The sequence below is a fragment of the Cupriavidus sp. FW305-27 genome (assembly GCF_058787995.1).
Genome location: NZ_JBYTAG010000087.1, coordinates 1 through 23921, shown reverse-complemented (window position 1 = coordinate 23921; position 23921 = coordinate 1). Strand labels below are relative to the sequence as shown.

At 67.3% G+C, this 23921-nt stretch carries 23 protein-coding genes and 1 pseudogene; 9 read left to right on the top strand and 15 right to left on the bottom strand.

What is annotated here, in order from left to right:
- From AC3WRI_RS29710 to AC3WRI_RS29695, 4 genes are all read right to left on the bottom strand, one after another.
- On the bottom strand, positions 1-930 hold a 930-nt coding region (locus AC3WRI_RS29710; protein ID WP_492294634.1), incomplete at its 3' end, for a DMT family transporter.
- 46 nt (positions 931-976) lie between these two features.
- On the bottom strand, positions 977-1615 hold the full coding sequence (locus AC3WRI_RS29705; protein ID WP_492294633.1) for a LysE family translocator: 639 nt from the start codon (positions 1613-1615) through the stop codon (positions 977-979).
- A complete protein-coding gene (locus AC3WRI_RS29700; RefSeq protein WP_010813556.1) occupies positions 1615-2328 on the bottom strand; it encodes an alanyl-tRNA editing protein in 714 nt (237 codons plus the stop codon). The genes AC3WRI_RS29705 and AC3WRI_RS29700 overlap by 1 nt, the downstream gene beginning before the upstream one ends.
- A gap of 34 nt (positions 2329-2362) precedes the next feature.
- Complete coding sequence (locus AC3WRI_RS29695) at positions 2363-3040, bottom strand: VOC family protein (protein ID WP_011615758.1); 678 nt, start codon at positions 3038-3040, stop codon at positions 2363-2365.
- 84 nt (positions 3041-3124) lie between these two features.
- On the opposite strand from AC3WRI_RS29695, the gene AC3WRI_RS29690 reads away from it, so the two are divergent.
- From AC3WRI_RS29690 to AC3WRI_RS29680, 3 genes are all read left to right on the top strand, one after another.
- Positions 3125-4675, top strand: coding sequence for an aminotransferase-like domain-containing protein (locus AC3WRI_RS29690; protein WP_010813554.1), 1551 nt, complete (start codon positions 3125-3127; stop codon positions 4673-4675).
- A gap of 123 nt (positions 4676-4798) precedes the next feature.
- Positions 4799-6700 carry a molecular chaperone HtpG gene (htpG, locus tag AC3WRI_RS29685; protein ID WP_010813553.1) on the top strand — a complete coding sequence of 634 codons (1902 nt, stop codon included), beginning with the start codon at positions 4799-4801 and terminating at the stop codon, positions 6698-6700.
- Between the two features lie 73 nt (positions 6701-6773).
- Entirely contained in the window at positions 6774-7286 is a 513-nt protein-coding gene (locus AC3WRI_RS29680; protein WP_010813552.1) for a DNA-deoxyinosine glycosylase, read from the top strand.
- 18 nt (positions 7287-7304) lie between these two features.
- On the opposite strand, the gene AC3WRI_RS29675 is transcribed toward AC3WRI_RS29680, so the two are convergent.
- The 3 genes from AC3WRI_RS29675 to AC3WRI_RS29665 all read right to left on the bottom strand — a co-directional run bounded on the left by AC3WRI_RS29675 (position 7305) and on the right by AC3WRI_RS29665 (position 9248).
- Positions 7305-8093, bottom strand: coding sequence for a type IV pili methyl-accepting chemotaxis transducer N-terminal domain-containing protein (locus AC3WRI_RS29675; protein ID WP_010813551.1), 789 nt, complete (start codon positions 8091-8093; stop codon positions 7305-7307).
- Positions 8094-8106: 13 nt separating this feature from the next.
- On the bottom strand, positions 8107-8787 hold the full coding sequence (locus AC3WRI_RS29670) for a methyl-accepting chemotaxis protein (protein WP_041687462.1): 681 nt from the start codon (positions 8785-8787) through the stop codon (positions 8107-8109).
- 242 nt (positions 8788-9029) lie between these two features.
- Positions 9030-9248 carry a type 2 periplasmic-binding domain-containing protein gene (locus tag AC3WRI_RS29665; protein ID WP_174549479.1) on the bottom strand — a complete coding sequence of 73 codons (219 nt, stop codon included), beginning with the start codon at positions 9246-9248 and terminating at the stop codon, positions 9030-9032.
- Positions 9249-9277: 29 nt separating this feature from the next.
- Here AC3WRI_RS29665 and AC3WRI_RS29660 point away from each other — a divergent pair, with 29 nt between their 5' ends.
- Together AC3WRI_RS29660 and AC3WRI_RS29655 are read left to right on the top strand one after the other, a co-directional pair.
- Positions 9278-9769, top strand: coding sequence for an MFS transporter (locus AC3WRI_RS29660; RefSeq protein ID WP_162166394.1), 492 nt, complete (start codon positions 9278-9280; stop codon positions 9767-9769).
- 52 nt (positions 9770-9821) lie between these two features.
- The gene (locus AC3WRI_RS29655) at positions 9822-10259 is read left to right on the top strand and encodes a universal stress protein (RefSeq protein WP_010813547.1); all 438 of its coding nucleotides are present in this window, start codon (positions 9822-9824) and stop codon (positions 10257-10259) included.
- A gap of 43 nt (positions 10260-10302) precedes the next feature.
- Here AC3WRI_RS29655 and AC3WRI_RS29650 read toward each other — a convergent pair.
- Positions 10303-11112, bottom strand: a pseudogene (locus tag AC3WRI_RS29650) (YoaK family protein); the annotation flags it as partial.
- 56 nt (positions 11113-11168) lie between these two features.
- On the bottom strand, positions 11169-12038 hold the full coding sequence (locus AC3WRI_RS29645) for a spermine/spermidine synthase domain-containing protein (protein WP_011615752.1): 870 nt from the start codon (positions 12036-12038) through the stop codon (positions 11169-11171).
- Positions 12039-12361: 323 nt separating this feature from the next.
- Between AC3WRI_RS29645 and AC3WRI_RS29640 the strand changes: the two genes are divergently transcribed.
- The 3 genes from AC3WRI_RS29640 (at position 12362) to AC3WRI_RS29630 (ending at position 15252) form a co-directional block, all read left to right on the top strand.
- Positions 12362-13498: a PLP-dependent cysteine synthase family protein gene (locus tag AC3WRI_RS29640; protein WP_010813544.1), complete on the top strand. Its 1137-nt coding sequence runs from the start codon at positions 12362-12364 to the stop codon at positions 13496-13498.
- A gap of 74 nt (positions 13499-13572) precedes the next feature.
- A complete protein-coding gene (locus AC3WRI_RS29635) occupies positions 13573-14325 on the top strand; it encodes a tetratricopeptide repeat protein (protein WP_010813543.1) in 753 nt (250 codons plus the stop codon).
- 54 nt (positions 14326-14379) lie between these two features.
- A complete protein-coding gene (locus tag AC3WRI_RS29630) occupies positions 14380-15252 on the top strand; it encodes a class I SAM-dependent methyltransferase (RefSeq protein WP_010813542.1) in 873 nt (290 codons plus the stop codon).
- Positions 15253-15304: 52 nt separating this feature from the next.
- On the opposite strand, the gene AC3WRI_RS29625 is transcribed toward AC3WRI_RS29630, so the two are convergent.
- Positions 15305-16936 (bottom strand): ABC transporter substrate-binding protein, encoded by a 1632-nt coding sequence (locus AC3WRI_RS29625; protein WP_492294631.1) that lies wholly within the window; start codon positions 16934-16936, stop codon positions 15305-15307.
- A 137-nt stretch (positions 16937-17073) separates the two neighbouring features.
- Here AC3WRI_RS29625 and trmB point away from each other — a divergent pair, with 137 nt between their 5' ends.
- A complete protein-coding gene (trmB, locus tag AC3WRI_RS29620; protein WP_492294630.1) occupies positions 17074-17760 on the top strand; it encodes a tRNA (guanine(46)-N(7))-methyltransferase TrmB in 687 nt (228 codons plus the stop codon).
- A gap of 65 nt (positions 17761-17825) precedes the next feature.
- Here the strand turns inward: trmB and AC3WRI_RS29615 are convergent, their stop codons facing one another.
- The 5 genes from AC3WRI_RS29615 to AC3WRI_RS29595 form a co-directional block, all read right to left on the bottom strand.
- A complete protein-coding gene (locus AC3WRI_RS29615; RefSeq protein WP_010813539.1) occupies positions 17826-19028 on the bottom strand; it encodes a DUF2863 family protein in 1203 nt (400 codons plus the stop codon).
- 106 nt (positions 19029-19134) lie between these two features.
- On the bottom strand, positions 19135-19290 hold the full coding sequence (locus AC3WRI_RS29610) for a hypothetical protein (RefSeq protein WP_010813538.1): 156 nt from the start codon (positions 19288-19290) through the stop codon (positions 19135-19137).
- 238 nt (positions 19291-19528) lie between these two features.
- The gene (acnA, locus tag AC3WRI_RS29605; RefSeq protein WP_011615748.1) at positions 19529-22234 is read right to left on the bottom strand and encodes an aconitate hydratase AcnA; all 2706 of its coding nucleotides are present in this window, start codon (positions 22232-22234) and stop codon (positions 19529-19531) included.
- A gap of 287 nt (positions 22235-22521) precedes the next feature.
- A complete protein-coding gene (locus AC3WRI_RS29600; RefSeq protein WP_010813536.1) occupies positions 22522-23079 on the bottom strand; it encodes a hypothetical protein in 558 nt (185 codons plus the stop codon).
- A gap of 165 nt (positions 23080-23244) precedes the next feature.
- Positions 23245-23921 (bottom strand): citrate/2-methylcitrate synthase (locus AC3WRI_RS29595; RefSeq protein WP_492294628.1); only part of this gene is annotated, 677 nt, incomplete at its 5' end.

Below are 23921 nucleotides of genomic sequence, written 5' to 3'. Positions count from 1 at the left end.
GCTTTGCTGCACGGCGGCGCGGCGGCCGAGGGCCACGACGGCGATCACCGCCACCGCGAAGGCGATGGTGGGGGCGTCAAGCGGCTCGGCCAGGATCAGCGCACCGCCCGCCAGCGTCAGGAACGGCTGCAGCAATTGTATCTGGCCGACGCGCGCCACGCCGCCTTTTGCGAGGCCGGCGTACCAGAAAAGGAAGCCGACAAACATCGAGAACACCGACACATAGGCCATGCCGCCCCAGGCGCGCGGCGACGCCGCGGCTATCGCCGGCAGGTCGCGCAGGGTCAGCCAGGCCACCACCGGCACCAGCACCGGCAGCGATACCACCAGCGCCCAGCTGATGGTTTCCAGCCCGCCCTGCTCGCGCGACAGCTTGCCGCCCTCGGCATAGCCCAGCGCGCCCAGCACCACGGCGGCGAACAGGTACCAGTCCGCATGCTGCAGGCCGCCGGCACCCTGCCAGACGGCAAAGCCCACCACCAGCGCGCTGCCGGCCACGGCCGACAGCCAGAACGCCGGCGACGGCCGCTCACGCCCGAGCCAGGCGGCGAATACCGCGGTCGCCAGCGGCAGCAGGCCGATCACGATGGCGCCGTGGCTGGCCGGCACCTCGCGCATCGCCAGCGAAGAAAACAGCGGGAAACCCGCCACCACGCCCAGCGCGGTCACGGCCAGCCGCGGCCACTGGCCGCCGCGCGGGCGGCGGCTGGCGGACAGCGCGCCGCGCCAGGCAAGCAGCGCCAGCGCCAGCAGCGCGGCCAGCACGGCGCGCGCCAGTGCCACAAAGACCGGGTCCAGCTCGGCCACCGCCATGCGCGTGAACGGCAGCGTCTGGCTGAAGATCGCCACGCCGACAAAGCCGAGCAGCATGCCGCCGGAGGCCGGTGGGGCAGACGTCAGTGGCGGAGAAGCGGGGCGGCTGGCGGGCATGGTCGGGGTCTTGGTTGTCATCGGCTCGGAATCGGATCGCCGCGGGTCACGGCATGCCCGGGCTGGCGCTGACCGCAATCCACAGCGCGGTCAGCCCCAGCGCCGCGCCCATGGCGCGGTTGAACCAGCTCACGCGCTGGCCTTGCTGCAGCCATTGCCGCAACGACGCGCCCAGCACGCCGTACACGCCGTTGCTGACAAAGCCCAGTACTGCGAACAAGCCGCACACCAGCAGCACGCGCTGCAGCGGCGAGGGCGCGCCCGTCATGTAAGAGGCCGCGACTGCCAGCGCCAGCATCCACGCCTTGATGTTGGCGTACTGCAGCACCGCCGACTGCCACACGCTGAGCGGGCGCAGCACCTGCTTCTGCGCCAGCACCGTGCTGCGCGCGATCTTCCACGCCAGCCACAGCAGGTAGGCCACGCCGGCCAGGTGCACGCTGGCGGCCAGCGCGGGCTGGCCCAGGATCAGCGCGCCCACGCCCAGTGCGCACAGCGCCAGGATGCTGGCAAAGCCGAAGGCCACGCCCACGCAGTGCGGCAGCGTGGCGCGCAGCCCGAAGTTGGCGCCGGTGACCGCGGCGATGGTGGTGTTGGGCCCGGGCGTGAACAGGCCCACCGTCAGCAGGGTCAGCAGGGCCAGGAACTGCGCGGCCGTCAGGCCGGTGAGCAAGCCGGACGCCATCACGCGAACGCGACCACCACGCGCCGGTTGGTGCGGCTCTTCTTCTCGATCCTGGTCACCACCACTGCGCCGATCTCGCTGGTGTTGGCCACGTGCGTGCCGCCGCAGGGCTGGCGGTCCACCCCGGGGATTTCGATGATGCGGATGCTGGCCGTGCCCGCCGGCGGCGCGGCGCCGATGGTGCGGACCAGCTCGGGCTGGGCGGCCAGTTCCTGCGGCGTGATCAGCGTGGTGCGCACGGCGGTGTCGGCGTGGATCAGCGCGTTCAGGCGTTCGGTCAGGTCGGCCTTGTCCAGGGTCGATTCCGGCAGGTCGAAGTCGACGCGCGCCGACTCCGGCGAGATGCCGCAGCCGGTCACCGGCACCGGGATCAGCGAGCCCAGCAGGTGCAGGCAGGTATGCAGCCGCATCAGCTTGTGGCGGCGCGCCCAGTCGATGGTCACGGTGACGCGCTCGCCCACGCGCGGCAGCGGCGCATCCGGTGCGGGCACATGCAGGATGCGGCTGCGGTCTTCGGCGTAGATGGTGTCGGCGATGGCCACCGTGCGCCCGTCGGCCAGCGCCAGCGTGGCGGTGTCGCCGGCCTGGCCGCCGCTGCGTGCGTAGCACACGGTTTCGTCGAGTTCGATCCCTTCGGCGCCGGCCGCCACCACGGTGGCGGTGCAGTGGTCGAGGTAGGGGTCTTCGTCGAAGCGCTTGCGGGTGGCGGACATCGGGGGTCTCCTGGTGGGCTTGTTCCGGGTGTGGCTAGCGCAGGGTGCGGATGCCCTGCGCGGTTTCGATTTCGGCGCTCAGTTCAGGCGGGCCGTCGGCCTGCTCGATGGCGATGAGGTGGTCGGCGCCCAGCCAGGCCAGCCCCTGGCGCAGCAGTTCGGCGCGCGGGTGGCGCCCGGACAGCCTGCGCAGCGCCAGGCCCTGCCGCGGCAGGCTGGCGCCGGGGTAGCTGGCCACGTCCCACTGGATCAGGCTGGGCAGCAGGCCGTCGCCGGCGCTGTCGGCTTCGCCCGGCCAGGCCGGCAGGCTGCCATCCTCGGGCACGGTGATGCGCCAGTGCAGGCCGCCGCGGGTCATCGGGATGACCGGGGCGATGCGCTCCGGGTACTGCGCCTGCCACCGGCCCAGGTCGGCGGGGCGTTCCACGCGCGCAGCCCAGTGCAGCAGGAAGGGGCCGTCGCGCAGGCGCTGCTGCACGGCCTCGGTGTCCAGGCCGAACCAGCGCGCCCGGGCCGGCGCTGTTGCCGTCGGATCGACCGCGATCACTTCCAGGTAGACGCCGCCGAACATGCCCAGCACACGGTTGTGCGTGCCCATGGCCGTGTGCGCACCGCCGCCCTGGGGCGCAATGCCCAGCAGGCCGGCAACATGGTCCGTGCCGGCGTCCAGATCGGGCGCGGCGATGACAAGGTGATCGAGGGCGAGCTTCATCTTGGCTTGATGGTAGACAAGGTAGTCGGTACAGTACCGGTACAGTTGAGCGGATCGTATTCAGTACAGTTGCAGGAGCAGCACATGGATGCCAACAGCAGGGATGGCGACGCCGGCGGCGAGACCGCCACCGTCACCCGTCAGAAGGATAGCGGAGGCGACGCCCACAGCACATCGGGGCATACCTCCGGCCGCGCGCTGCGGCTGGTGGTGCCGCCCACCGAGCGCTTCCCGGATCCGATCCCCTCGGCGCAGATGACGCTGGTCGAGCAACTGACCGAATGGGCCCGCATGCGCATCGACGAGCGCGTGTTCCGCTCCGGCATGCGCATGCCGTCGATCCGGCAGCTGGCCCAGGAGAAGGGCATCTCGCGCTTTACCGTGGTCGAGGCCTATGAGCGGCTGGTGGCGCTGGGCTACCTGGAATCGCGCCGCGGCTCCGGCTTCTACGTGCGCGAGCGTGCCCCGGCCGCGCCCGCGGCGCCGGTGTCCGGCGCCGTGGCGGTGGCGCGTAATATCGACGTGACCTGGCTGCTGCGCAGCATGTTCCATACCGCCGAGGCGCACAAGGCGCCCGGACTGGGCTTCCTGCCCAATGACTGGCTCGACGGCGAACTGATCGCCAGCGCGCTGCGCGGGCTGGGCCGCCAGCCCGGCAACCATTTTCTGGCCAGCGGCACGCCGCAGGGCTTCCTGCCGCTGCGCCAGCAGTTGCGCACCCGGCTGGAAGAACTGGAGATCGGTGCCAGCGCCGAGCAGATCGTGCTGACCTCGGGCATCACCCAGGCCCTGGACCTGATCGCGCGGCTCTACCTGCAGCCCGGCGACACGGTGCTGGTGGGCGACCCGGCCTGGTTCGTGATGTTCGGCCGCTTTGCCGCGCAGGGCGCCCAGGTGATCGGGGTGCCGTACACCGCCGAAGGGCCGGACCTGGAGGCGCTGGAGCGCATCGTGCAGGCGCGGCGGCCCAAGCTGTTCGTGATCAACTCGGTGCTGCACAACCCCACCGGCACCTCGCTGTCGGCGGCCAAGGCCTTCCAGCTGCTGCGCCTGGCCGAGCAGTACGACTTCCTGATCGTCGAGGACGATATCTACTGCGACCTGTGCCCGCCCGGCCACGCCGCCACCCGGCTGGCCAGCCTGGACCAGCTGCGCCGGGTGATCTACCTGGGCAGCTTTTCCAAGACGCTGGCGGCCAACCTGCGCGTGGGCTTTATCGCCGCGCACCCGGAGACGGCGTCGGCGCTGACCGACAGCAAGCTGCTGGCGGGGCTGGCCACGCCGGAGATCAACGAACGCGTGCTGTACAAGGTGCTGACCGAGGGCCACTACCGCAAACATGTGGAGCGCGTGCGCACCCGGCTGGACCGCGCCCGCGACGAGACCCGGCGCGAGCTGGAGCGCCTGGGCCTGCGGCTCTTTCCCGGCCAGCACGCCGGCATGTACCTGTGGGCCGATACCGGCCGCGACACCAACGCGATCGCCACCGCGGGGCATGAAGAGGGCTACCTGTTCGCCCCGGGCAGCCTGTTCTCGCCGTCGCAGATGCCGTCGGGCTGGATGCGCTTCAACGTTGCCAGCAGCGGCCACCCGGAAATGCTGGCCTTCCTGGCGCGCCAGCTAGAACGCCTGTAAGTCACATCCCGGCAGCACCCGGGCCTTGAAAAATGGCCCGGGCGGCCCTATGTCTGGCGGCACCGGCCACAGGACCGTGGCCACACCGACTTTCCAGATTCGCCTGTTTCCAAGAGGAGAACCATGACCGCACCGCACGAGACGATGAGCTTCCAGGCGGAAGTGAAGCAACTGCTGCACCTGATGATCCACTCGCTGTACAGCAACAAGGAAATCTTCCTGCGCGAGCTGGTCTCGAATGCTTCGGACGCCACCGACAAGCTGCGCTTCGAGGCGATCGCGAACCCGTCCCTGCTGGAGAACGACGCCGACCTGGCGATCCGCATCGAGGCCGACGCCAAGGCGCGCACGCTGACGATCACCGACAACGGCATCGGCATGAGCCGCGACGAGGCCATCCACAACCTCGGCACCATCGCCCGCTCGGGCACCAAGGAATTCTTCCAGCAGCTTTCCGGCGACCAGCAGAAGGACGCCGCGCTGATCGGCCAGTTCGGCGTGGGCTTCTACTCGGCCTTTATCGTCGCCGACAAGGTCACGGTGGAAACGCGCCGCGCCGGCCTGGGCGCCGAAGACGCGGTGCGCTGGGAAAGCACCGGCGACGGCGAGTTCACCATCGATGCCATCGCCCGCAACGAGCGCGGCACCACCATCACGCTGCACCTGCGCGAGGGCGAGGACGACTTCCTCTCGGCCTGGCGCCTGAAGGGCATCATCCAGAAGTACTCGGACCATATCTCGCTGCCGATCCGCATGCCCAAGGAGGTGTGGGACGCTGAATCCAGCACCTACCAGCGCACCGCCGAGTGGGAAAGCGTGAACCAGGCCAGCGCGCTGTGGACCCGCGCCAAGTCCGACATCACCGACGAGCAGTACACCGCCTTCTACCAGCACATCGCGCACGACAACGAGGCGCCGCTGGCCTGGACCCACAACCGCGTGGAAGGCCGCAGCGAATACACCCAGCTGCTGTATATCCCGGCGCGCGCCCCGTTCGACCTGTGGGACCGCAACCACAAGGCCGGCCTGAAGCTGTACGTCAAGCGCGTCTTCATCATGGACGATGCCGACCAGCTGCTGCCGGGCTACCTGCGCTGGGTCAAGGGCGTGGTCGATTCCGCCGACCTGCCGCTGAACGTATCGCGCGAACTGCTGCAGGAAAGCCGCGACGTCAAGGCCATCCGCGAGGGCTGCACCAAGCGCGTGCTGTCGATGCTGGAAACGCTGGCCGACAGTGAAGAAGAAGCCGAGCGCGCCAAGTACACCACCTTCTGGCAGCAGTTCGGCCAGGCGCTCAAGGAAGGCATCGGTGAAGACCAGGCCAACCTGGAGCGCGTGGCGAAGCTGCTGCGCTTTGCCTCCACCCACAACGACACCGCCGAGCAGAACGTGGCGCTGGCCGCCTACGTCGGCCGCATGAAGGAAGGCCAGGACAAGATTTACTACGTCACCGCCGATACCTGGTCCGCCGCGAAGAACAGCCCGCACCTGGAAGTGTTCCGCAAGAAGGGCATCGAAGTGCTGCTGCTGACCGACCGCGTCGATGAATGGATGCTTTCATTCCTGCGCGAGTTCGACGGCAAGGAACTGGTGTCGGTCGCGCGCGGCGACCTGGACCTGGGCAAGCTCGCCGACGAAGCCGAGAAGGCCGAGCAGGAAAAGGCCGAGGCCGACTGGAAGGACGTGGTCGATCGCGCCAAGACCGTGCTCGACGGCAAGGCCAAGGACGTGCGTGTGACGCTGCGCCTGACCGCGTCGGCCTCGTGCCTGGTCTCTGACGAAGGCGACATGAGCGGCTACCTGCAGCGCCTGCTCAAGCAGGCCGGCCAGAAGGCGCCGGACGCCCAGCCGATCCTGGAACTGAACCCGGAACACGCGCTGGTGCAGAAACTGCGCGATCTCCCCGAGGGCGATGCCTTCAGCGACCGCGTGCAGGTGCTGTTCGACCAGGCGCTGCTGGCCGAAGGCGGCATGCTGGACGATCCGGCCGCCTACGTGCAGCGTGTCAACAAGCTGCTGGCCTGACGCCCCGGCTGCCCCCGCCGCGCAGGCGGCGGGGGATTCCCATCTCAATGTGTTGTAGCGGAGCGCGTGACCGATGACACTGAAGCGGTGCTTCCCGCCTGTCGTTGACGCCGGCACGCGCATCCTTATTCTCGGCAGCCTGCCGGGCGAGGCGTCACTGGCGCAATGCCAGTATTACGCGCATCGGCAGAATCAGTTCTGGCGCCTGACCGGCGAAGTTCTCGGTGAAGACCTGGTCCGCATGGAATATGCCGCGCGGCTGCAAACGCTTCTGGCGCATCACGTCGGTCTGTGGGACGTGGTGGCGCAAGCGAAGCGTGAGGGCAGCCTGGACAGCAACATCCGGGATCACGCCGGCAACGACCTGGCGAGCCTGATCGAATCACTACCCAGGCTGGCTGTCATCGCCTTCAATGGCGGCACTGCCGCGCGTATCGGTTTGAAGGCCCTTGGGCAGCATGGCGACCATCACCGGATCATCAGGCTTCCTTCCAGTAGTCCCGCTCATACCTTGCCCTACACGGAAAAGCTGGGCGCCTGGCAGGCATTGCAAGAGTGGCTGCCTGTAAGGCAGCGTCTGGCATAGCTCGTTCACGCACCCACGTTACCTGGGCATCCCTTCATACATGCCGGTGACGTCATCCATTACCTGAAGAATACGCTCGCTGGTCGTGGCGATGTTCCTCAACTGTTCCGCGCGACTGACCCCGGTCTGGTTGAGTGCCTCTTCAAAGAACAGCCACTGAGACCCGGCCAGCAGCAGTTCGCGACGGATTGCCTCGGTGTTTTGCGGCGCCGAGGTGAGAAGCTCCTGCGCGGCTGCGAATTCCCTGGTAGCCATGTCCAGATCCTGCGCCATCCGGGGGGAGGTAATGCCCCAGGCGCGGAACATGCTGATCTTGGCGATTCTCTGCGAGAGCATCCGCTGGCGGCCGGCAACGTTGATCAGCTTGCCCGTCGCGGTGCCCGAATGTTTCTCGAGCAGGAGGGTCCCCTGTTGCGCAAGCTTCAGCACGTCCTCGCTCATTCTTGCGATGGTTTTCGCGCTATCGGGATTCGGATCGCCGCCGGACAGCAACTGTCTATAGGGAATCCATGTCTGCTCGAGCCTGGCGTAGGTATCCTTGATCTCCGGCGTGGGTGCGAACGCCTTCAGCTCCATGAGCTGCTTGTCGAAGAGCGCCACGGACTGCTCGAGAATCTTCTTCGAACGTTCGACTTCAACGCCGAGGCCAGCCTGGCAGTAAGCCTTGGCCATGCGCTGAGACAGCATGCGCTGGCGGCCCGCCTTGTTGATCGCCGCGTTGATCGTCAGCGTTTCGGCGCAAGCGGTCCCGGCCAGCGCCAGGACGCTGCAGACAATCAGGCAGAAGGAACTGAGGTAACGTTTCAAGGGCGTCTCCGCGTCAGGCTCTGGTTGGTCCTTTGGGCCCGTCGTTCGAGCCGACGACGTGGCGGATCAGCTGATCCATTTCCTTGATGATGTCCGCAAGCACCTGCGTGATCACCGAGAACTCCCTGCCGTACTCTCCCGCCCGCGCCGCCGAGATGCGTGCATTCATTGCGACGATGTTGGCCTGCATCGAAATACCGCTGAGGCGATCGGCGAGGTCGGTCTGGCGTTTGCGCACAGCGAGCTCGCAACGGTGCATTTCCTCCTGGTAGGCCTGCGTGACAGTCTGCAGCAGCTCAAGTATCGGCGTGGCCTGCGTCACAAGCACATCGAGGAATGACGCTTGCCGGCTGGTGTCGGCCAGTGGTGTGTCTATCGCTGTTCTGACCCGGGCGATGAATTCACGGATGCGAGCGTCAGCGCGCGCACTGCCAAAGTACAGTTGCTGCAAGGCGCCGGAGAATGTGCCGGGGAAGCGCTCACTGCCCGTCACGAGATCCGAATGCGCCGACTCGAACATTGACAGGCACTTGCGTGCGATATCGAGCGCGGCAGTGTCCCCCCGCGAAGCGAGCAGCATCTGGAGGACGATCCGTTGCGACAGCATGCGCTGCCTGCCGGAAAGGTTGATCAATGCGCCGATGGTCTCGGCGGACACTTCGGTCTCGGGTGACTGAGTGGAGAGAGCGTTCATGCCATGCCTTGCAGGTAGTGTCGACGCAGACGCGCACCGCGCTGACCGGCGAAGCAAAAGCGCCCCGAAGCGAGATGCCTGCGAACCGGTTGTCCGGTTCGTGGTCCATTCGCTTCGGGGCGTCGTTGCCCGGGATGCTCCTTTTCGGAGCATGTCATCGCGACTTGCCAGCTTGTTTCAAGGCCGCCGTTGGCCTGTGCGACCGCTTCGCAATATCCATGCCATGGCTCACGGAAGTTGCATCAGCTTCTTTCGGCGACACCTGCCTCGTGCTGCTGCGACGCATCCACGGACGCGGTGCTGAAGTCCACCGGACCCACGCGCGTGCGCAGGTTCAGGGTGATCTCGCCGTGCGCGCGCGTAAATGCGGGCAGGCGCGGGATCAGCCAGTAGCTGCCCAGCGACGCACCTACCGAGAGCGACAGGGCGCCACCTCTGCCCTTGAGGGCCATCACGTTCATGGTGGCCCGCTCCAGCTGCCGCAGCAGCGGTGCAATTTCAGCCAGGTATTCGCGCCCGCATCGGTGAGCGCCATGGCGTCGCGCCGCCCGGTGCCAGGACATGGCTGCGGATCCGATCATCACGGCATGATTTCCTGACAGTGCCTCGCCACGTCCTGCACGCCGGCATCGCCTCGGCGGTGCCCTATGTGGTGGCCTTTGCCTGCCTGCTCGTGGTGGGCTGGCTGCTCGACAAGGTCGGGCAGGGCCGCGAGCGCGTGTTCATGGCGGTCGGCGCCACCGTCATGGCTGTCTTCATCGCGCTGATGGCCTATGCCGGGCCTGACGCGGCCCGCAGCCAGCCAACGGCTTCGCAAATCGCCCGTACTGAATCCACCCGTGAGCATGTGACGCATGCCGGATTGCCGTGGGCCATGGCGCACCTATACTGGAGTCGAGCGACGAATCATTCGAAACCGGGGGTATCGATCGCTCCTTGTAGTGCGCCTTGCGGGCTTGCACTTTCGGACGCATGGCGATGACGCATCGGAAGTGAGCGCCTTAGCCGGCAACCATGCTGGCAAGGAGGCAATCATGTTCAAGCATCTCCTGCTGGCGGTCGATGGTTCCGACCTGTCTGAATCGGCGTTCCGCAAGGCTCTCACGCTGGCGCGGGACATGGGGGCGAGTGCCACCGCGGTGCGCGTCTGTCCGAACTACCACGTCCTGACCTACCAGGTCGAGATGCTGGAGGACACGCGCGAAACCTACGTGAAGGAGGCCTGGGAAAACGCGACCCGCTACCTGCGCGGACTGGCCGATGAGGCCGTCGCCGCGGGCGTGGCCTGTGACACGGCATACGTCGTCAACGACCATCCCTACGAGGCTATCATCAAGACGGCCGAGGAAAAAGGCTGCGACCTGATCGTGATGGCTTCGCACGGGCGGCGCGGGGTCCAGGGCATGCTGATCGGCAGCGAAACCCTGAAGGTGCTGACCCACAGCAAGATCCCGGTGCTGGTGTACCGCTAGGCGGCGCCTAGCGCCGCCGGCGCGGCGCGCCCGCCTGCACGCATTGCCGCATCCGCGCCGCCAGGCGCGGCAGTGAGCCTGTGCGCCAGCGGCTGCGCAGGTCGTCGCTCAGCGGCACTGCGATCAGCGCCAGCAGCAGCGCGGCCAGCGGCAGCGTGGCGCTGAAACCCATGTGCTTGAAGCCCAGCGCGCCGGCGATGCCGCCGGCAAAGAACAGCGTGACCAGCACCACCAGCAGGCGCAGCTTGCGCCGGTTGGCGAGCACGCGGGGCAGTGGGCGCGCTTGTGTGCGTGATGGCGTGCGCGCCGGCGCGGCTGCGTTCCAGTAGCACAGCTTGCCCAGCTCGATGCCGATATCGGTGACCATGCCAGTGAGGTGTGTGGTGCGGATCTCGGCGTTCGAAAGCTTGGTGATCATGGCATTCTGCAGCCCCATGATGAAGCACAGCAGCATCACCGTGGCTGGCACGAACAGCCACTGGTGCTGCCCCAGGTTGCCGCCGATCAGGCCAAAGCACAGCAGCAGCCCCGCCTCCAGCGCCAGCGGCAGCGCGTATTCACTGTGCAGCCGTTGGCGTCGTCCCCAGTTGACCAGCACCGCCGAGCACGCGGCGCCGCCGAGAAACGACAGCAGCGCCCCGACCCCATCCAGCACCAGCGCGAAGCTGCCCAGCGCCAGGTTGTCGGCCATGGCCGAGACCACGCCGGACATATGCGAGGTGTATTGCTGCACGGCCAGGAAGCCGCCGGCATTGATGGCGCCGGCGACAAAGCAGAGGTAGCCGGCCAGGTGCCGGTTGGCGTGGGGGCTACGCCGCTTCCCGGTCAGTTTGCGCAGGTACAGGATCGGCATGGCGATGGGGCGGCGTCTGGCGGATTGGGAAGGGCGGCGGCGGACCTGCGTTGCCGCTACAGGGTGTCCCGGGGCCGGGCAAGGGCGTGCCAGGCGTCGGGGTCGGCGGCAACCGCCTCGCCGCGCTTCATGCGGCGGGCAGTCGGTGTCAGCTTCAATGCATGCACGGCTTCCAGCGCCCGTGCGCGTGCCAGCAGCGTCTGCAGCGACGGCAGCCGGGGCGGGCCTTTCCAGGCAAACAAGGTGTAGTTGCAGCTGTCCTCGGCGCGTGCGACCGACATCGAGGCCCCGAACACGGCGCGCACCGCGCCCAGGTAGTGCGGCATGCCGCGGTCGCTTGCAAGGAAGTTGGCCACCAGCATGCCGTCGTCGGCCAGCCGCGCGTGGCAGGCCGCGTAGAAGCCGGCGGAGCCAAGCTGCAGCGGCATGCCGTCAGCCAGGAAGCCGTCGACGAGGATGACCTCGGGGCGCGCTTCCCGGCCCCTGACGTACTCGGCGCCATCGGCGCAGACCACCTGCAGGCGGACATCGTCGGGCGGAATGCGGAAGCGCTCGCGCAGTGCGATCACCGCCGGGTCGATCTCGACAGCGACCACCCGCGTGGCGGGCAGGTGCCGGTAGCAATACTTGACCAGCGAGCCTCCGCCGAGCCCGATCACCGAAATCCGTGCCGGCGACGGATGCAACAGCAGGAATCCCATCATGGTGCGCGTGTAGCCCAGCACCAGCCGGTCGGGATCGCGCCGCGACATGAAGCTCTGCGTGGCCAGCACGTCGAAGTGCAGCGACAGGGCGGTCTCGGTCTCCAGCACCACGGGCGTGCCGTCGCGCGGGGCTTCGGCCAGGAAGCGCATATAGGACTCAAAGGATGTGCGGCGGCTACCCGCTGCGACGCCGGGGTCGGCGTCCGGTTTGCGTTCGTTCATGACGGCAGCCTTGCGCAATGCAGGATCCGGGGACCAGCCGGCTGGCTGGGGCGGGCAAGGCGGCGGGTGGCTCGCCCGGGTATCGCGGACATCGGGGACATCTGTTTCAGTCACATATGATATTAATCGTATTATCATATCCCAGCACCCGCGCGGTGGCTGCATCCGGCCGGGAAATGCCATGCCCGGTCCCGCGGTTGTGGTGAAACCGCCCTTTGCGGGCTGTGCCAGCCCGCCTGCCCATCCCGGAAACTGGATTTGCGGCGTGCGCTTCTGGCATCCTGACGGTCTGTCCTGACGTCCGGCCTGCCCGGAACACTGCCATGCCACTTTCCGACTGGACCCACGAAGCCATCCGCAAGATCGATGCGGATTTCAACCGCTCCGCCGACACCCACCTGATCCCGCTGGACCTGCCGGGCTACCCGGACATCCGCGTCTATTTCAAGGACGAGTCCAGCCACCCGACCGGCAGCCTCAAGCACCGGCTGGCGCGGTCGCTGTTCCTGTATGCGCTGTGCAACGGCTGGCTGCACGAGGGCAGCACGGTGGTGGAGGCATCCAGCGGCTCGACCGCGATCTCCGAGGCTTACTTTGCGCGGCTGCTCGGGCTGCCGTTCGTGGCGGTGATCCCGGCGGGGACCTCGCGCGCCAAGATCGAGGCGATCGAGTTCTACGGCGGGCACTGCCACCTGGTGGGCAGCCCGTCCGGGATCTACGCCGCCTCGCGCCGCATTGCGCAGGAGACGGGCGGGCATTTCATGGACCAGTTCACCTACGCCGAGCGCGCCACCGACTGGCGCGCCAACAACAATATCGCCGAGTCGATCTTCAAGCAGATGGCGCACGAAGAGCATGCGGTGCCGGCCTGGCTGGTATCGAGCGGCGGCACCGGCGGCACCATCGCCACGCTGGGGCGCTATGTGGCCTATCGGCGCCACAAGACCCGCGTGCTGTGCGCGGACCCGGAGAACTCGGTGTTCTTTGACTACTTCCGCAGCTGCCTGGACGGCAAGCCGCAGCCGGACCTGTCCCTGGCGGAGGGCTCGCGCATTGAAGGCATCGGCCGGCCGCGCGTGGAGCATTCGTTTATCCCGACCTGTATCGACGCCATGCTTAAGGTGCCGGACGCGCTCTCGTTCGCGGCCATGCGCTACCTCGCCGGGCGCTTCGGGCGCCGCGTGGGCGGGTCCACCGGCACCAATTTCGTCGGCGTGCTGTACCTGGCCCAGCAGATGCGCGCGGCGGGGGAGGGCGGCGCCATCGTCAGCCTGCTGTGCGACAGCGGCGAGCGCTACGGCAACACCTATTACGACGATGCCTGGTACAGCGCGCAGGGCATTGCCATCGAGGCGGCCGATGCGCTGGTGGCGCGCGCGGTCAATGGCGAGGCCGTGCTGACGCCGCAGGCGGTGGCGGGGCTGCAGTCGGCCGGCGCCGGCATCCCGGCGGGCGGCTGAAACCCGTGGCCCCGCCTTTCTGTCACAATGCCGGCGGCTGGCGCGCCGGCCATTGATTTCAAGGTAAATTCCCTATGCGTATCTTCGGCATCAGCATCCATATCATCGTTGCACTGTTCTTTGCGGTGCACGCGGTGCGCACACACCAGAACATGTACTGGCTGCTGATCCTGTTCCTGTTCCCGGGGCTGGGCAGCGTGGTGTATTTCTTCGCGATCTACCTGCCCGAGCTGCGCCAGTCGCGCGGCGCGCGTGCGGCCACGCGTGCCATCACGCAACTGGTCGATCCGAACCGCGCGGTGCGCGAGGCCCGCTCAGACTTTGACCGCGCCCCGACGGTGGCGCACCGCATGCGCCTGGGCGCCGCGCTGCTGGCGGCCGGGGAGCCGTCGGAAGCCCTGCAGCACTACCAGGCAGCGGCCAGCGGACCGTTTGCGACCGATCCGGCGCTGCTACAAGGACTGGCACAGGCGCAGTTCGCCACCGGCGATGCGGCCGGCGCGCTGGCAACGCTGGAAAAGCTGTTCGCCACCAATCCGCAGTCGCGCCAGCAGCCCGATCCGGCCTTGCTGTATGCGCGCGCGCTGGCGGCCACCGGCGCATCCGGCACGCGCGCCGCGTTCGAGCAGGCGCTGACCAGCGCCAGCGATGCCGCGCCGCGCTGCCTTTTCGCCGACTGGCTGGCGGCGCAGCCCGACGCCGCCGACCGCGAACGCGCGCAGCAGCTCTATGCCGATATCGTCCACGACGCCCGCCACTGGCCGCGCCACGCCCGCGAACACAACCGCGAATGGCTGCAGCGCGCGCAGGCGGCGCTGGGCAAGTAATCCGCGTTTCCCCCATCCATGCTGGAACGGGTGCTGAACGCCTTTCTCGACAACATGACCCTACTGAAACGCAAATCGATTGAAGCCGTGGCCTCGCGCCGTCCGGCACGTGGCACCCGCACCCGTGGCGAGGCGCCGGCACGCGAAGAAAAACGCATGACGCCGCGCTTTGCGCCGGTGACGTTCTCGGAAATGGAAGGAGTGCGCTACCTGCACTTCGGCACCGAGTGGGTGCAGGGCGCGATGCGCCTGCGCAAGCCCGATGCGATCGAGCTGGAATACGCGCAGCAGATGATGGCCTGGCTGCTGTTCCTGTCGCCCTCGGTCGAAGAATTCCACGTGGTGCAACTGGGCCTGGGCGCAGCGGCGCTGACCAAGTTCTGCCACCGCCAGTTCAGCCGCGCGCGCGTGACCGCGGTGGAGCTGAACCCCGCGGTGATCATCGCCGGGCGCAGCATGTTCGGCCTGCGCGAGGACGACGCGCGCCTGACCGTGCGCGAGCAGGATGCCTGGGACTACGTGATGGACGGCACCCACGCCGGCGCCATCGACGTGCTGCAGGTGGACCTGTACGACGCCACCGCGCGCGGCCCGGTGCTGGACACCACCGCGTTCTACCGCGCCTGCCGCCGCACGCTGAAGGCACCCGGGGTGATGACCATCAACCTGTTCGGCGACCACGACAGCTTTCCGAAGAATATCGAACGCATCTGCGATGCCTTCGACAACCGCGTGCTGGTGTTCCCGGAAGTGCATGACGGCAACGTCATTGCGCTGGCATTCAATGGGCCGGAGATCGATGTGTCGTGGGAAGTGATCGAGGCGCGCGCCGATGTGGTCGAGAAGACTACCGGCCTGCCTGCGCGCGACTGGGTGCAGAAGCTGCGCGCGGCGAATGCGCGGCAGGAAGAGCGGTTGAAGATCTGAGGAACGGCCGCTCTCCCGCTGCGCGGGAGAGCGGCAGCAGGCAGTCCCGCCCTCACTCCTTGTGGAAGAACTGCGCAAGCGACCACTCGTCGGTGCGCGCCTCGTACTTCAGTCCCTTCTTCATCGCCCACATCGCCAGCTGGCTGTGAGACGGAATGATCGCGTGGTCGGCCAGCGCAAACTTGGCCGCGATGCGGGCATTCTCCTCACGCGCCTTGTCGCTGCTGACGGTAGTCAGCGATTTCTCGATCAGCTGGTCCAGCTGCTGGTTGCTGTACTTGCCCCAGTTCCAGGTGCCGTAACCGGTCTTGGGGTTGGGCGTGCCAGTGATCGAGCGCAAGGCCACGTCGGCCGCGGCCGAGCCCCAGCCCAGCATCTGGAAGGCGAACTCGCCCTGGCGTGCGCGCGTGAAGTAGGCCGCCACCGGCAACGTCTCCACCTTGGTCTGGATGCCGATGCGCGTCAGCATGCTGGCGGTGGCCTGCGCTACCGCGGCGTCGTTCAGGTAGCGGTTGTTGGTGGCGTGCAGCGTCAGGCCGAAGCCGTTGGGGTAGCCCGCGTCGGCCAGCAGTTTCTTCGCGCCTTCCGGATCATAGGCCTCCGGCTTGGTGCCCGGATGCCCGAAGATCTGCGGCGACACGATCGACGATGCCGGCACCGCCAGCCCTTCCATGATGCGGCTGATGATGGCGTCGCGGTTCAGCGACTTGCTGATTGCGGCGCGCACGCGCGCATCCTTGAACGGGTTCTTGCCCAGCGGCTTGCCGGCCTTGTCGGTGACGAAGGGCGGGTTGTCGCGCGACTGGTCCATCTGCCAGAAGATGGTGCGCCACGACACCTGCTGCTCGATCTTGAACTTCGGATTCTGCTTCAGCTTGGCGACGTCGGCCGACGGTACGCTCTCGATCACGTCGACATCGCCCGCCAGCAGCGCGGACGAACGCGCGCCGTTGTCGGTGATGATGCGGAAGATGGCGCGGTCCCACTCGGGCTTGGGGCCCCAGTAGTTGGGGTTGCGCTCCATCACGATTTCCTGCCCGCGCGCAAAGCGCACGAACTTGAACGGGCCGGTGCCGATCATCGCCTTGCCCGAGTCGAAGTCCGCCTGCGTCAGCGTGGCGGCGACCTTCTTCGGCATGATCGGCACGCTGTTCAGGTCGTTGGCCAGGTTGGCGTAATTGGGCACGCTCATGGTCAGGCGCACCGTCAGCGGGTCGGGCGTGTCGATGCGCGCGATCGGCTTGGTGTAGCTGGTGAACGAGCCGGGGCTGTTGACCAGCTTCTCCGGGCGCTCCAGCGAGGCCTTGACGTCCTCGCTGGTAAAGGGCGAGCCGTCATGCCACTTCACGTTGGGGCGCAGCTTGATCTCCCAGGTGATGGCGTTGACCGGCTTCCACGACAACGCCAGGCCGGGGATGTAGCGCGCGTTCTTGTCCATGAACACGAGCGACTCGAACACATGCAGCGCGATGGCGTTGTTGGGGCCCGAGTTGTTCCAGTGCGGGTCCATCGAGGTCACGTCGGCCGCCAGGCCGATGCGCAGGTCTTCGGCGTGGGCGGCACCCGCCGGCAGCAGCGTGAAGGCGGCACTGCCAAGCACCAGCGCGGTGGCGGCATGGAGCACGGCGCGACGGGCAGGGCGGCGGGGCGGACGTTGCGGCGGCAGGGCGTGGGTCGGTGTCATCTGGCTGGCTCCTCGTACGGGTCCGCGCGGGCGCGGCCGGGTTCTCAGGCGGGTTTGTCCCGCATTGTGCCGCTAAAGTGGCTTGGTTGCAGCCTTTGGCGCGGGCAGGCAAGCCGATGCGGGACGGCGCCGTTAGAATGGCGCCCATGTTTGCCAATTCCCGCACCATTGTCTCGGCCCAGGCCGATGTCCACGAACACCTGGCCGCGCGCGTCGCGCGCCACCTGGCCGAGCCGTTCCGCAAGCCCATCGGCGAAGCCAGCCGGCGCGAGCTCGGCGCGGCGCTGCAAAGCTGGCAGCAGGCCGGCGGTGCGCCGCTGATCCTGGATGCGGGCTGCGGCGTGGGCGAAAGCACGCTGCGGCTGGCCATAGCGTTCCCGGACCACTTCGTGATCGGCATCGACCAGTCCGAGAAGCGCCTGGCCGCCGGCAAGGACTGGTGGGGCGAGGCGCCGATGCCAGCCAACTTCTGCTGGGCGCGGGCCGACCTGGTCGATGTGTGGCGCCTGCTGCAGGCCGAGGCCGTGCCGGTGGCGCGCCACTACGTGCTGTACCCGAACCCGTGGCCCAAGATCGGCCACCTGGGGCGGCGCTGGCAGGGGCATGCGGTGTTCCCGGCGCTGGCCGCCTGCGGCGACTATCTGGAGTGCCGCAGCAACTGGCGCATCTATATCGATGAGTTTGCCCAGGCGCTAGCACTGGTCGGGCGCCCGGCGCGGGTAGAGGCGTGGGCCCCGGCGCAACCGATGACGCCGTTCGAGCGCAAGTACGGGGCATCGGGCCACGGCTTGTGGCGCTGCGTCAGCGAGCGCCAGCGCGCCTGAGCGGCTCGCCAATGAAAACGGCCCGCGCATGCGGGCCGTCTTTTTGCCAGGCGCAGCCGGGCGCGTCAGTGGAACAGCGGCTGCTGCGTCGGGGCGTCCTCGGGCAGTTCGGCATGCACGATCTCGCCGTTGCGGTCCGCGTACAGCGGCGTGCCGCAGTCCTCGCAGTATTCCGGATCGAACAGCGCGGCGTGGCGGAAGATGTCTTCTACGCCGGCGTTGCGCAGTTCCTCGCAGATCTGCTCGAGCGGGTTGCCCTTTTCGTCGGCATCGACCTCGCCGGCTTCGCGGCCGTAGACCGGCCACACGATGCCGTAGATCACATCCTTCTCGCCGCGCATGGTGAAGCCCACGCGGTATTCCTCGACCACTTCCTCGCCGAAGGCAGCCACCACGGCGGCCAGCTGGCCGGCGGAGATGTCGAGCGTGCCGCACAGGTAGTTGACCGCGGCGCGCACGGTCAGCGGGCGGATGCTCTTGTCGGACTCGCGGCAGGACAGGAAGAATGCGTCGGGCAGCAGCAGCTCGAACTCGCAGCCCGGCAGCAGCAGCGCCACCGACGGCTGCACCTGGGTGCGCCACTGGTCGAGGCAGGTCGAGCGCTCGGCGTGGTGCTCCTTGGCGTCTTCCTGCCAGCGGAACAGCGCCTGCTCGTGCGGAGCCACCACCACGGCCAGCAGGTAGCGCGGATCGGCCAGGATCGGCGCGGTCTCGGGCAGGTCGCGCAAGTCGACCTTGGGTACCGTGCCGGCCAGGGCGGCCGCGGACAGCTTGTGCGTCAGCGCAAAGGTGTCGCTGTGCGTGCGCGGCAGCTGGTCGATGCTGTATAGGTAGGGCGACAGCGAGACCTTGGTCCCGGTGGCCAGCACATGTGCCTGCAAGTGCACCGCCAACGTTTGCGCCAGCTCCGGCTTGAGCGAGCCGGAGGGAATGGCGTAGCGCGTGTGCGCCAGGATCGGGGCGGCGATCAGCAGCGCGTCATGGCGCTGGCCGTCGACCTCAATGGTGGCGGATTCGGCGAGCGTCTCGGCCTGCTCGGCCAGCACGTCGGAGGCGTCTGCATTGTGCTTGAACAGGTGTTCCAGCGCCGCGTCGAGCGCGGTCTGGCTCCCGTTCTTCAGCAGGCGGCCCAGGCGCTGCGAGAGCCGCCGTTCCCAGTACGCGTCCTCCATGCGGCTGCCCGAAGCGTCGAGGGCGAGCGCATCGGCCACCAGACGCTCGGCGTCAGGGGAGAGTCGTGGGGAAGCCTTGGGGCGAAAACCTGCCATAGAAAGAAACCGTCCGTTTATGCGTAAAACGGTATTCTACTCGTTGCGTTGACACGCAGGCCGCTATATGCGTGCAGCGTGTGCGGACGCGCCCGGGCGTGTGGCTTTATTTCTGGGCCGGAGCGGAGGCGGCAGGGGCCGCGGGCGCGTGGCTTTCGACGCTGTGCGACTCGCCGGACATGGAAACGTCGCTGCCGCCCTTGGTCAGCAGGTAGAGGGCCGCGCCGGCAACCACGACGAATGCGATAAGGATCTTAACCATGGTGTCTCCTGATTCTGGATGATGCCGGGCGGACCCGGCTTCCGGTCGTGCGACCGCTGTTCTTGTGCAACACAGTGTGGCAGCACTGGCTTGCGTGGAACTTACACGCGCCCGGCTTCGTTCGGGGTGATGCAAGGGGCGCAGGACCTCAATGAAAAACGCCGCCTGCCCCGGCCCCCCCACGGGGCCCGGGCAGGCGGCGTCAGCCTTGGCAGGCTGCGGGCGCCTCAGGTGGATCTCAGGCGGCCAGCAGCTGGCGCAGCACGAACGGCAGGATGCCGCCGTGGTTGTAGTAGTCGACCTCGATCGGCGTATCGATGCGCAACAGCACCGGCACGCGCTGCACGTCGCCATTGGCGCGATGGATCACCAGCACCACGTCCTGCTGCGGCTTCAGGTCGCCCTCGATGCCTTCGATATCGAAGGTCTCGTTGCCGGTGATGCCCAGCGTCTGCGCACTGTCGTTGCCCTTGAACTGCAGCGGCAGCACGCCCATGCCGACCAGGTTGGAGCGGTGGATGCGCTCGAAGCTGCGTGCCACCACGGCCTTCACGCCCAGCAGCTGCGTGCCCTTGGCGGCCCAGTCGCGCGACGAGCCGGTGCCGTACTCTTCGCCGCCGAACACCACCGTGGGCGTGCCCTCGGCCACGTACTTCATGGCGGCATCGTAGATCGACATTTCGTCACCGGTGGGCTGGTGCAGCGTGATGCCGCCTTCCACGCGCGAGCCGTCGGCCTTGGGCGGGATCATCAGGTTCTTGATGCGCACGTTGGCGAAGGTGCCGCGCATCATGACTTCATGGTTGCCGCGGCGCGAACCGTAGCTGTTGAAGTCGGCCTTCAGCACGCCGTGCGACAGCAGGTACTTGCCCGCGGGCGAGGTGTCCTTGATCGATCCGGCCGGTGAGATGTGGTCGGTCGTCACCGAATCGCCGAAGATGCCCAGCGCACGCGCGCCGCGCACGCTGGCGCTGGTGGCGGCGGGCTGCATGCTGAAGTCCTGGAAGAAGGGCGGCTCGGCGATGTACGTCGACTTGGGCCAGTCGTAGACCTGGCCCTTGGTGCCCTTGATGCCGGCCCACAGCTTGCTCGGCTTCTTGACCTGTTCGTAGTTGCCCTTGAAGGTCTTGGCATCCATCGCGTACTTCATCAGTGCGTGGATTTCTTCCGAGGTCGGCCAGATATCGCCCAGGTAGATGTCGCGGCCCTTCTTGCCCTTGCCCACGGGCTCGGTCATCAGGTCGCGCGTGACATTGCCGGCGATGGCGTAGGCCACCACCAGCGGCGGCGAGGCCAGGAAGTTGGCACGGATGTTCGGGTGGATGCGGGCCTCGAAATTGCGGTTGCCCGACAGCACGGCAGCGGCCACGAGGTCGTTCCTGGTGATGGCCTCGTTCAGCTCGGGCGTCAGGTCGCCGGCGTTGCCGATGCAGGTGGTGCAGCCATAGGCGGTCACGCCGAAGCCCAGCTTTTCCAGGTACGGCAGCAGGCCGGCGGCCGTCAGGTATTCAGTCACCACGCGGCTGCCCGGGGCCAGCGAGGTCTTGATGTGCGGCGCCACCGTCAGGCCGGCTTCCACCGCCTTCTTGGCCAGCAGGCCGGCGCCCAGCAGCACGCTCGGGTTGGAGGTGTTGGTGCAGGACGTGATCGCGGCGATCAGCACGTCGCCGTTCTTCACCTCGAGGCCGTCGGTGGTGGTGTAGGCGCGGTCCAGGTCGGCCGCCTCCTTGTTGAAGCCGTTCTCGGCCACCGGCTTGCTGAACAGCGAGGCGAAGGTGCTCTTGACGTTGCCGATCTCGATGCGGTCCTGCGGACGCTTCGGGCCCGCCAGCGACGGCGCCACCGTGCCCAGGTCCAGCGTCACCACCTTGCTGTAGTCGATCTCGCCGGCCCTGGGAATGCCGAACATCTTCTGTGCGCGGAAATAGCCCTCGAACGCGGCGATTTCCTCTTCGGTGCGGCCGGTGCCCTTGAAGTAGTCGATGGTCTTCTCGTCCACCGGGAAGAAGCCCATGGTGGCGCCGTATTCCGGCGCCATGTTGCCGATGGTGGCGCGGTCGGGCAGGGCCAGGCTGGCGGTGCCTTCGCCGAAGAACTCGACGAACTTGCCGACGACCTTCTCCTTGCGCAGCATCTCGGTGATGGTCAGCACCAGGTCGGTGGCGGTGACGCCTTCGCGCAGGCGGCCCTTCAGCTCCACGCCAACCACGTCCGGCGTCAGGAAATAGACCGGCTGGCCCAGCATGCCGGCCTCGGCCTCGATGCCGCCGACGCCCCAGCCCACCACGCCGATGCCGTTGATCATGGTGGTGTGCGAGTCAGTGCCGACCAGGGTGTCCGGGTAGTAGACGCCGTCTTTCTTGTGCACGCCGCGGGCCAGGTATTCCAGGTTGACCTGGTGCACGATGCCGAAGCCCGGCTGCACCACGCCGAAGGTATCGAACGCCTGCATGCCCCACTTCATGAACTGGTAGCGCTCGTTGTTGCGCTGGAATTCCAGCTGCATGTTCAGGTCCAGCGCCTTCTTTTCGCGGAAATGGTCGACCTGCACCGAGTGGTCGACCACCAGGTCCACCGGCACCAGCGGCTCGATCTTCTTGGGGTTCTTGCCCATCTTCTCGGCGACGTTGCGCATCGCGGCGAGGTCGGCCAGCAGCGGCACGCCGGTAAAGTCCTGCAAGACCACACGGGCCACCACGAAGGGAATTTCGTCGACGCGCTCGGCGTTCGGCTTCCAGTTGGCAAGTTGCCTGACGTGCTCTTCGGTGACCTTCTTGCCGTCGCAGTTGCGCAGCACCGATTCCAACACCACGCGGATCGACACCGGCAGTCGCCCGACTGCCACGTCCAGCTCCTCGCCCAACTGGGGCAGGGAGTAATACTGGCCCTTGCCGGAAGAGCCGATCTTGAATTCTTTTAGCGTGTTCTTGAGGTTGTGGGGCATTGCCGTACTCCGATCGAAGGATGATGCGATGGCATTTGGCTCGGACCTGAATCGAGACCCCGGTGCGCTGCCGCGGCATTTGACCGCGGTCCGAGGCCGGCAGCGCACTGCAACTGCATACTCTAACCGCCGCGCGGCTTTGGCGCCACCCGGCTCGGCAACCCGCCGGCCGCGACGGCGCCGGCCCGACAGCATGCCCACCCGGGATTGGCCGTCCGGCAAGGCAAAAAAGGGCGCTGGCGGCCGGAATTCAGCCCCCCCCCCCCCCCCCCCGCCCCGGTACGGACTTACTGCTTGGGTGCTGCGGATTGCTGGGCGCCTTCCGGCACCTGCGTCGGGCCGCCCGGGGGCGTGACCAGCAGCGGGGTGGTGGCCGGGGCGCGCAGGCCGCCGGCCTGGGTAGGGGCCGCGGCGCCGGCCTGCATGGCGGCGCTCTGGCAGTCGTCGGCCAGGCGCTGGCCCAGGTTCTTGTTGAACAGCATGGCCTTGCTCGGGATCACCACCAGGTCCAGGCCGGTGCGGGCGTCATAGTAGCGGTCGGCGCCGGTCACCGTGGCCTGGCGCGGCAGCTTGTAGTCCTTGCCTTGCCAGTGCACGGTCAGGACTTCGTCGCGCAGCATGTCGCCGGCGATATACAGGTTGTTGCCCAGTTCACACTGCCATTTTTCGCCGTTCGGGGTGACCGCGGCAGCAGCGCCGGCCGCTGCGGCGGTTCCGGCGGCCGCCTTCTTCTTGGTCGAAGCCTTCTTGCTGGTGGTCTTCTTGGCGGGTTCCTGCGCCATCACGGCGGTGGCGGTGGTCAGGCTGAATGCGCCGATGCAGGCGGCAAGGACAAGATGTTTCATATTGTGAGTGCCTTTCGGATACTGAAATCGATTTATGTTTCATTCGCCGCCGTCAAACCGGGCGGCGCCGGGACAATTTCCGCCGCTATTCTCTACGATTTGCCCAGAGCGGCGTAGTGCTCTGGTCTTTGGTTACATTATCGACGGGGGCTAGTTGGCCCCGCTTCACTTGCGCTTGCCGATCGGCACGAACTTCAGGTTCTCCGGACCGGTGTAGTTGGCGCTCGGGCGGATGATCTTGTTGTCGATGCGCTGCTCGATAATGTGCGCGGCCCAGCCCGAAGTACGCGCGATCACGAACAGCGGCGTGAACATCGCCGTCGGCACGCCCATCATGTGGTAGCTCACCGCGCTGAACCAGTCCAGGTTCGGGAACATCTTCTTGATGTCCCACATCACCGTTTCCAGGCGCTCGGCGATGTCAAACATCTTCATCGAGCCGGCATCCTTAGACAGCTTCTTCGCCACTTCCTTGATCACCTGGTTGCGCGGGTCGCCGGTGGTGTACACCGGGTGGCCGAAGCCGATCACGACTTCCTTGTTCTCGACGCGGCGCGTGATGTCGGCCTGGGCCTCGTCGGGGTTGTCGTAGCGCTTCTGGATCTCGAACGCGACTTCATTGGCGCCGCCGTGCTTGGGGCCGCGCAGTGCGCCGATGGCGCCGCTGATCGACGAATACATGTCCGAGCCCGTGCCGGCGATCACGCGGGCGGTGAAGGTCGAGGCGTTGAACTCGTGCTCGGCGTACAGGTTGAGCGAGGTGTTCATGGCGCGCTCCCACAGCGCCGACGGCTTCTCGCCGTGCAGCAGGTGCAGGAAGTGGCCGCCGATGGAGTCATCGT

Excerpts from the sequence above, each read along its gene's own strand:
- AC3WRI_RS29705 (WP_492294633.1), bottom strand. The coding sequence starts at position 1,615 with ATGGCGTCCGGCTTGCTCACCGGCCTGACGGCCGCGCAGTTCCTGGCC.
- AC3WRI_RS29630 (WP_010813542.1), top strand. The coding sequence starts at position 14,380 with ATGACCCTACTGAAACGCAAATCGATTGAAGCCGTGGCCTCGCGCCGT.
- AC3WRI_RS29670 (WP_041687462.1), bottom strand. The coding sequence starts at position 8,787 with ATGAACGCTCTCTCCACTCAGTCACCCGAGACCGAAGTGTCCGCCGAG.
- AC3WRI_RS29610 (WP_010813538.1), bottom strand. The coding sequence starts at position 19,290 with ATGGTTAAGATCCTTATCGCATTCGTCGTGGTTGCCGGCGCGGCCCTC.
- AC3WRI_RS29640 (WP_010813544.1), top strand. The coding sequence starts at position 12,362 with ATGCCACTTTCCGACTGGACCCACGAAGCCATCCGCAAGATCGATGCG.
- AC3WRI_RS29680 (WP_010813552.1), top strand. The coding sequence starts at position 6,774 with ATGACACTGAAGCGGTGCTTCCCGCCTGTCGTTGACGCCGGCACGCGC.
- trmB (WP_492294630.1), top strand. The coding sequence starts at position 17,074 with ATGGCGCCCATGTTTGCCAATTCCCGCACCATTGTCTCGGCCCAGGCC.
- htpG (WP_010813553.1), top strand. The coding sequence starts at position 4,799 with ATGACCGCACCGCACGAGACGATGAGCTTCCAGGCGGAAGTGAAGCAA.
- AC3WRI_RS29615 (WP_010813539.1), bottom strand. The coding sequence starts at position 19,028 with ATGGCAGGTTTTCGCCCCAAGGCTTCCCCACGACTCTCCCCTGACGCC.
- AC3WRI_RS29625 (WP_492294631.1), bottom strand. The coding sequence starts at position 16,936 with ATGACACCGACCCACGCCCTGCCGCCGCAACGTCCGCCCCGCCGCCCT.
- AC3WRI_RS29600 (WP_010813536.1), bottom strand. The coding sequence starts at position 23,079 with ATGAAACATCTTGTCCTTGCCGCCTGCATCGGCGCATTCAGCCTGACC.
- AC3WRI_RS29700 (WP_010813556.1), bottom strand. The coding sequence starts at position 2,328 with ATGTCCGCCACCCGCAAGCGCTTCGACGAAGACCCCTACCTCGACCAC.
- AC3WRI_RS29695 (WP_011615758.1), bottom strand. The coding sequence starts at position 3,040 with ATGAAGCTCGCCCTCGATCACCTTGTCATCGCCGCGCCCGATCTGGAC.
- AC3WRI_RS29645 (WP_011615752.1), bottom strand. The coding sequence starts at position 12,038 with ATGAACGAACGCAAACCGGACGCCGACCCCGGCGTCGCAGCGGGTAGC.
- AC3WRI_RS29635 (WP_010813543.1), top strand. The coding sequence starts at position 13,573 with ATGCGTATCTTCGGCATCAGCATCCATATCATCGTTGCACTGTTCTTT.
- AC3WRI_RS29690 (WP_010813554.1), top strand. The coding sequence starts at position 3,125 with ATGGATGCCAACAGCAGGGATGGCGACGCCGGCGGCGAGACCGCCACC.
- AC3WRI_RS29655 (WP_010813547.1), top strand. The coding sequence starts at position 9,822 with ATGTTCAAGCATCTCCTGCTGGCGGTCGATGGTTCCGACCTGTCTGAA.
- AC3WRI_RS29665 (WP_174549479.1), bottom strand. The coding sequence starts at position 9,248 with ATGAACGTGATGGCCCTCAAGGGCAGAGGTGGCGCCCTGTCGCTCTCG.
- acnA (WP_011615748.1), bottom strand. The coding sequence starts at position 22,234 with ATGCCCCACAACCTCAAGAACACGCTAAAAGAATTCAAGATCGGCTCT.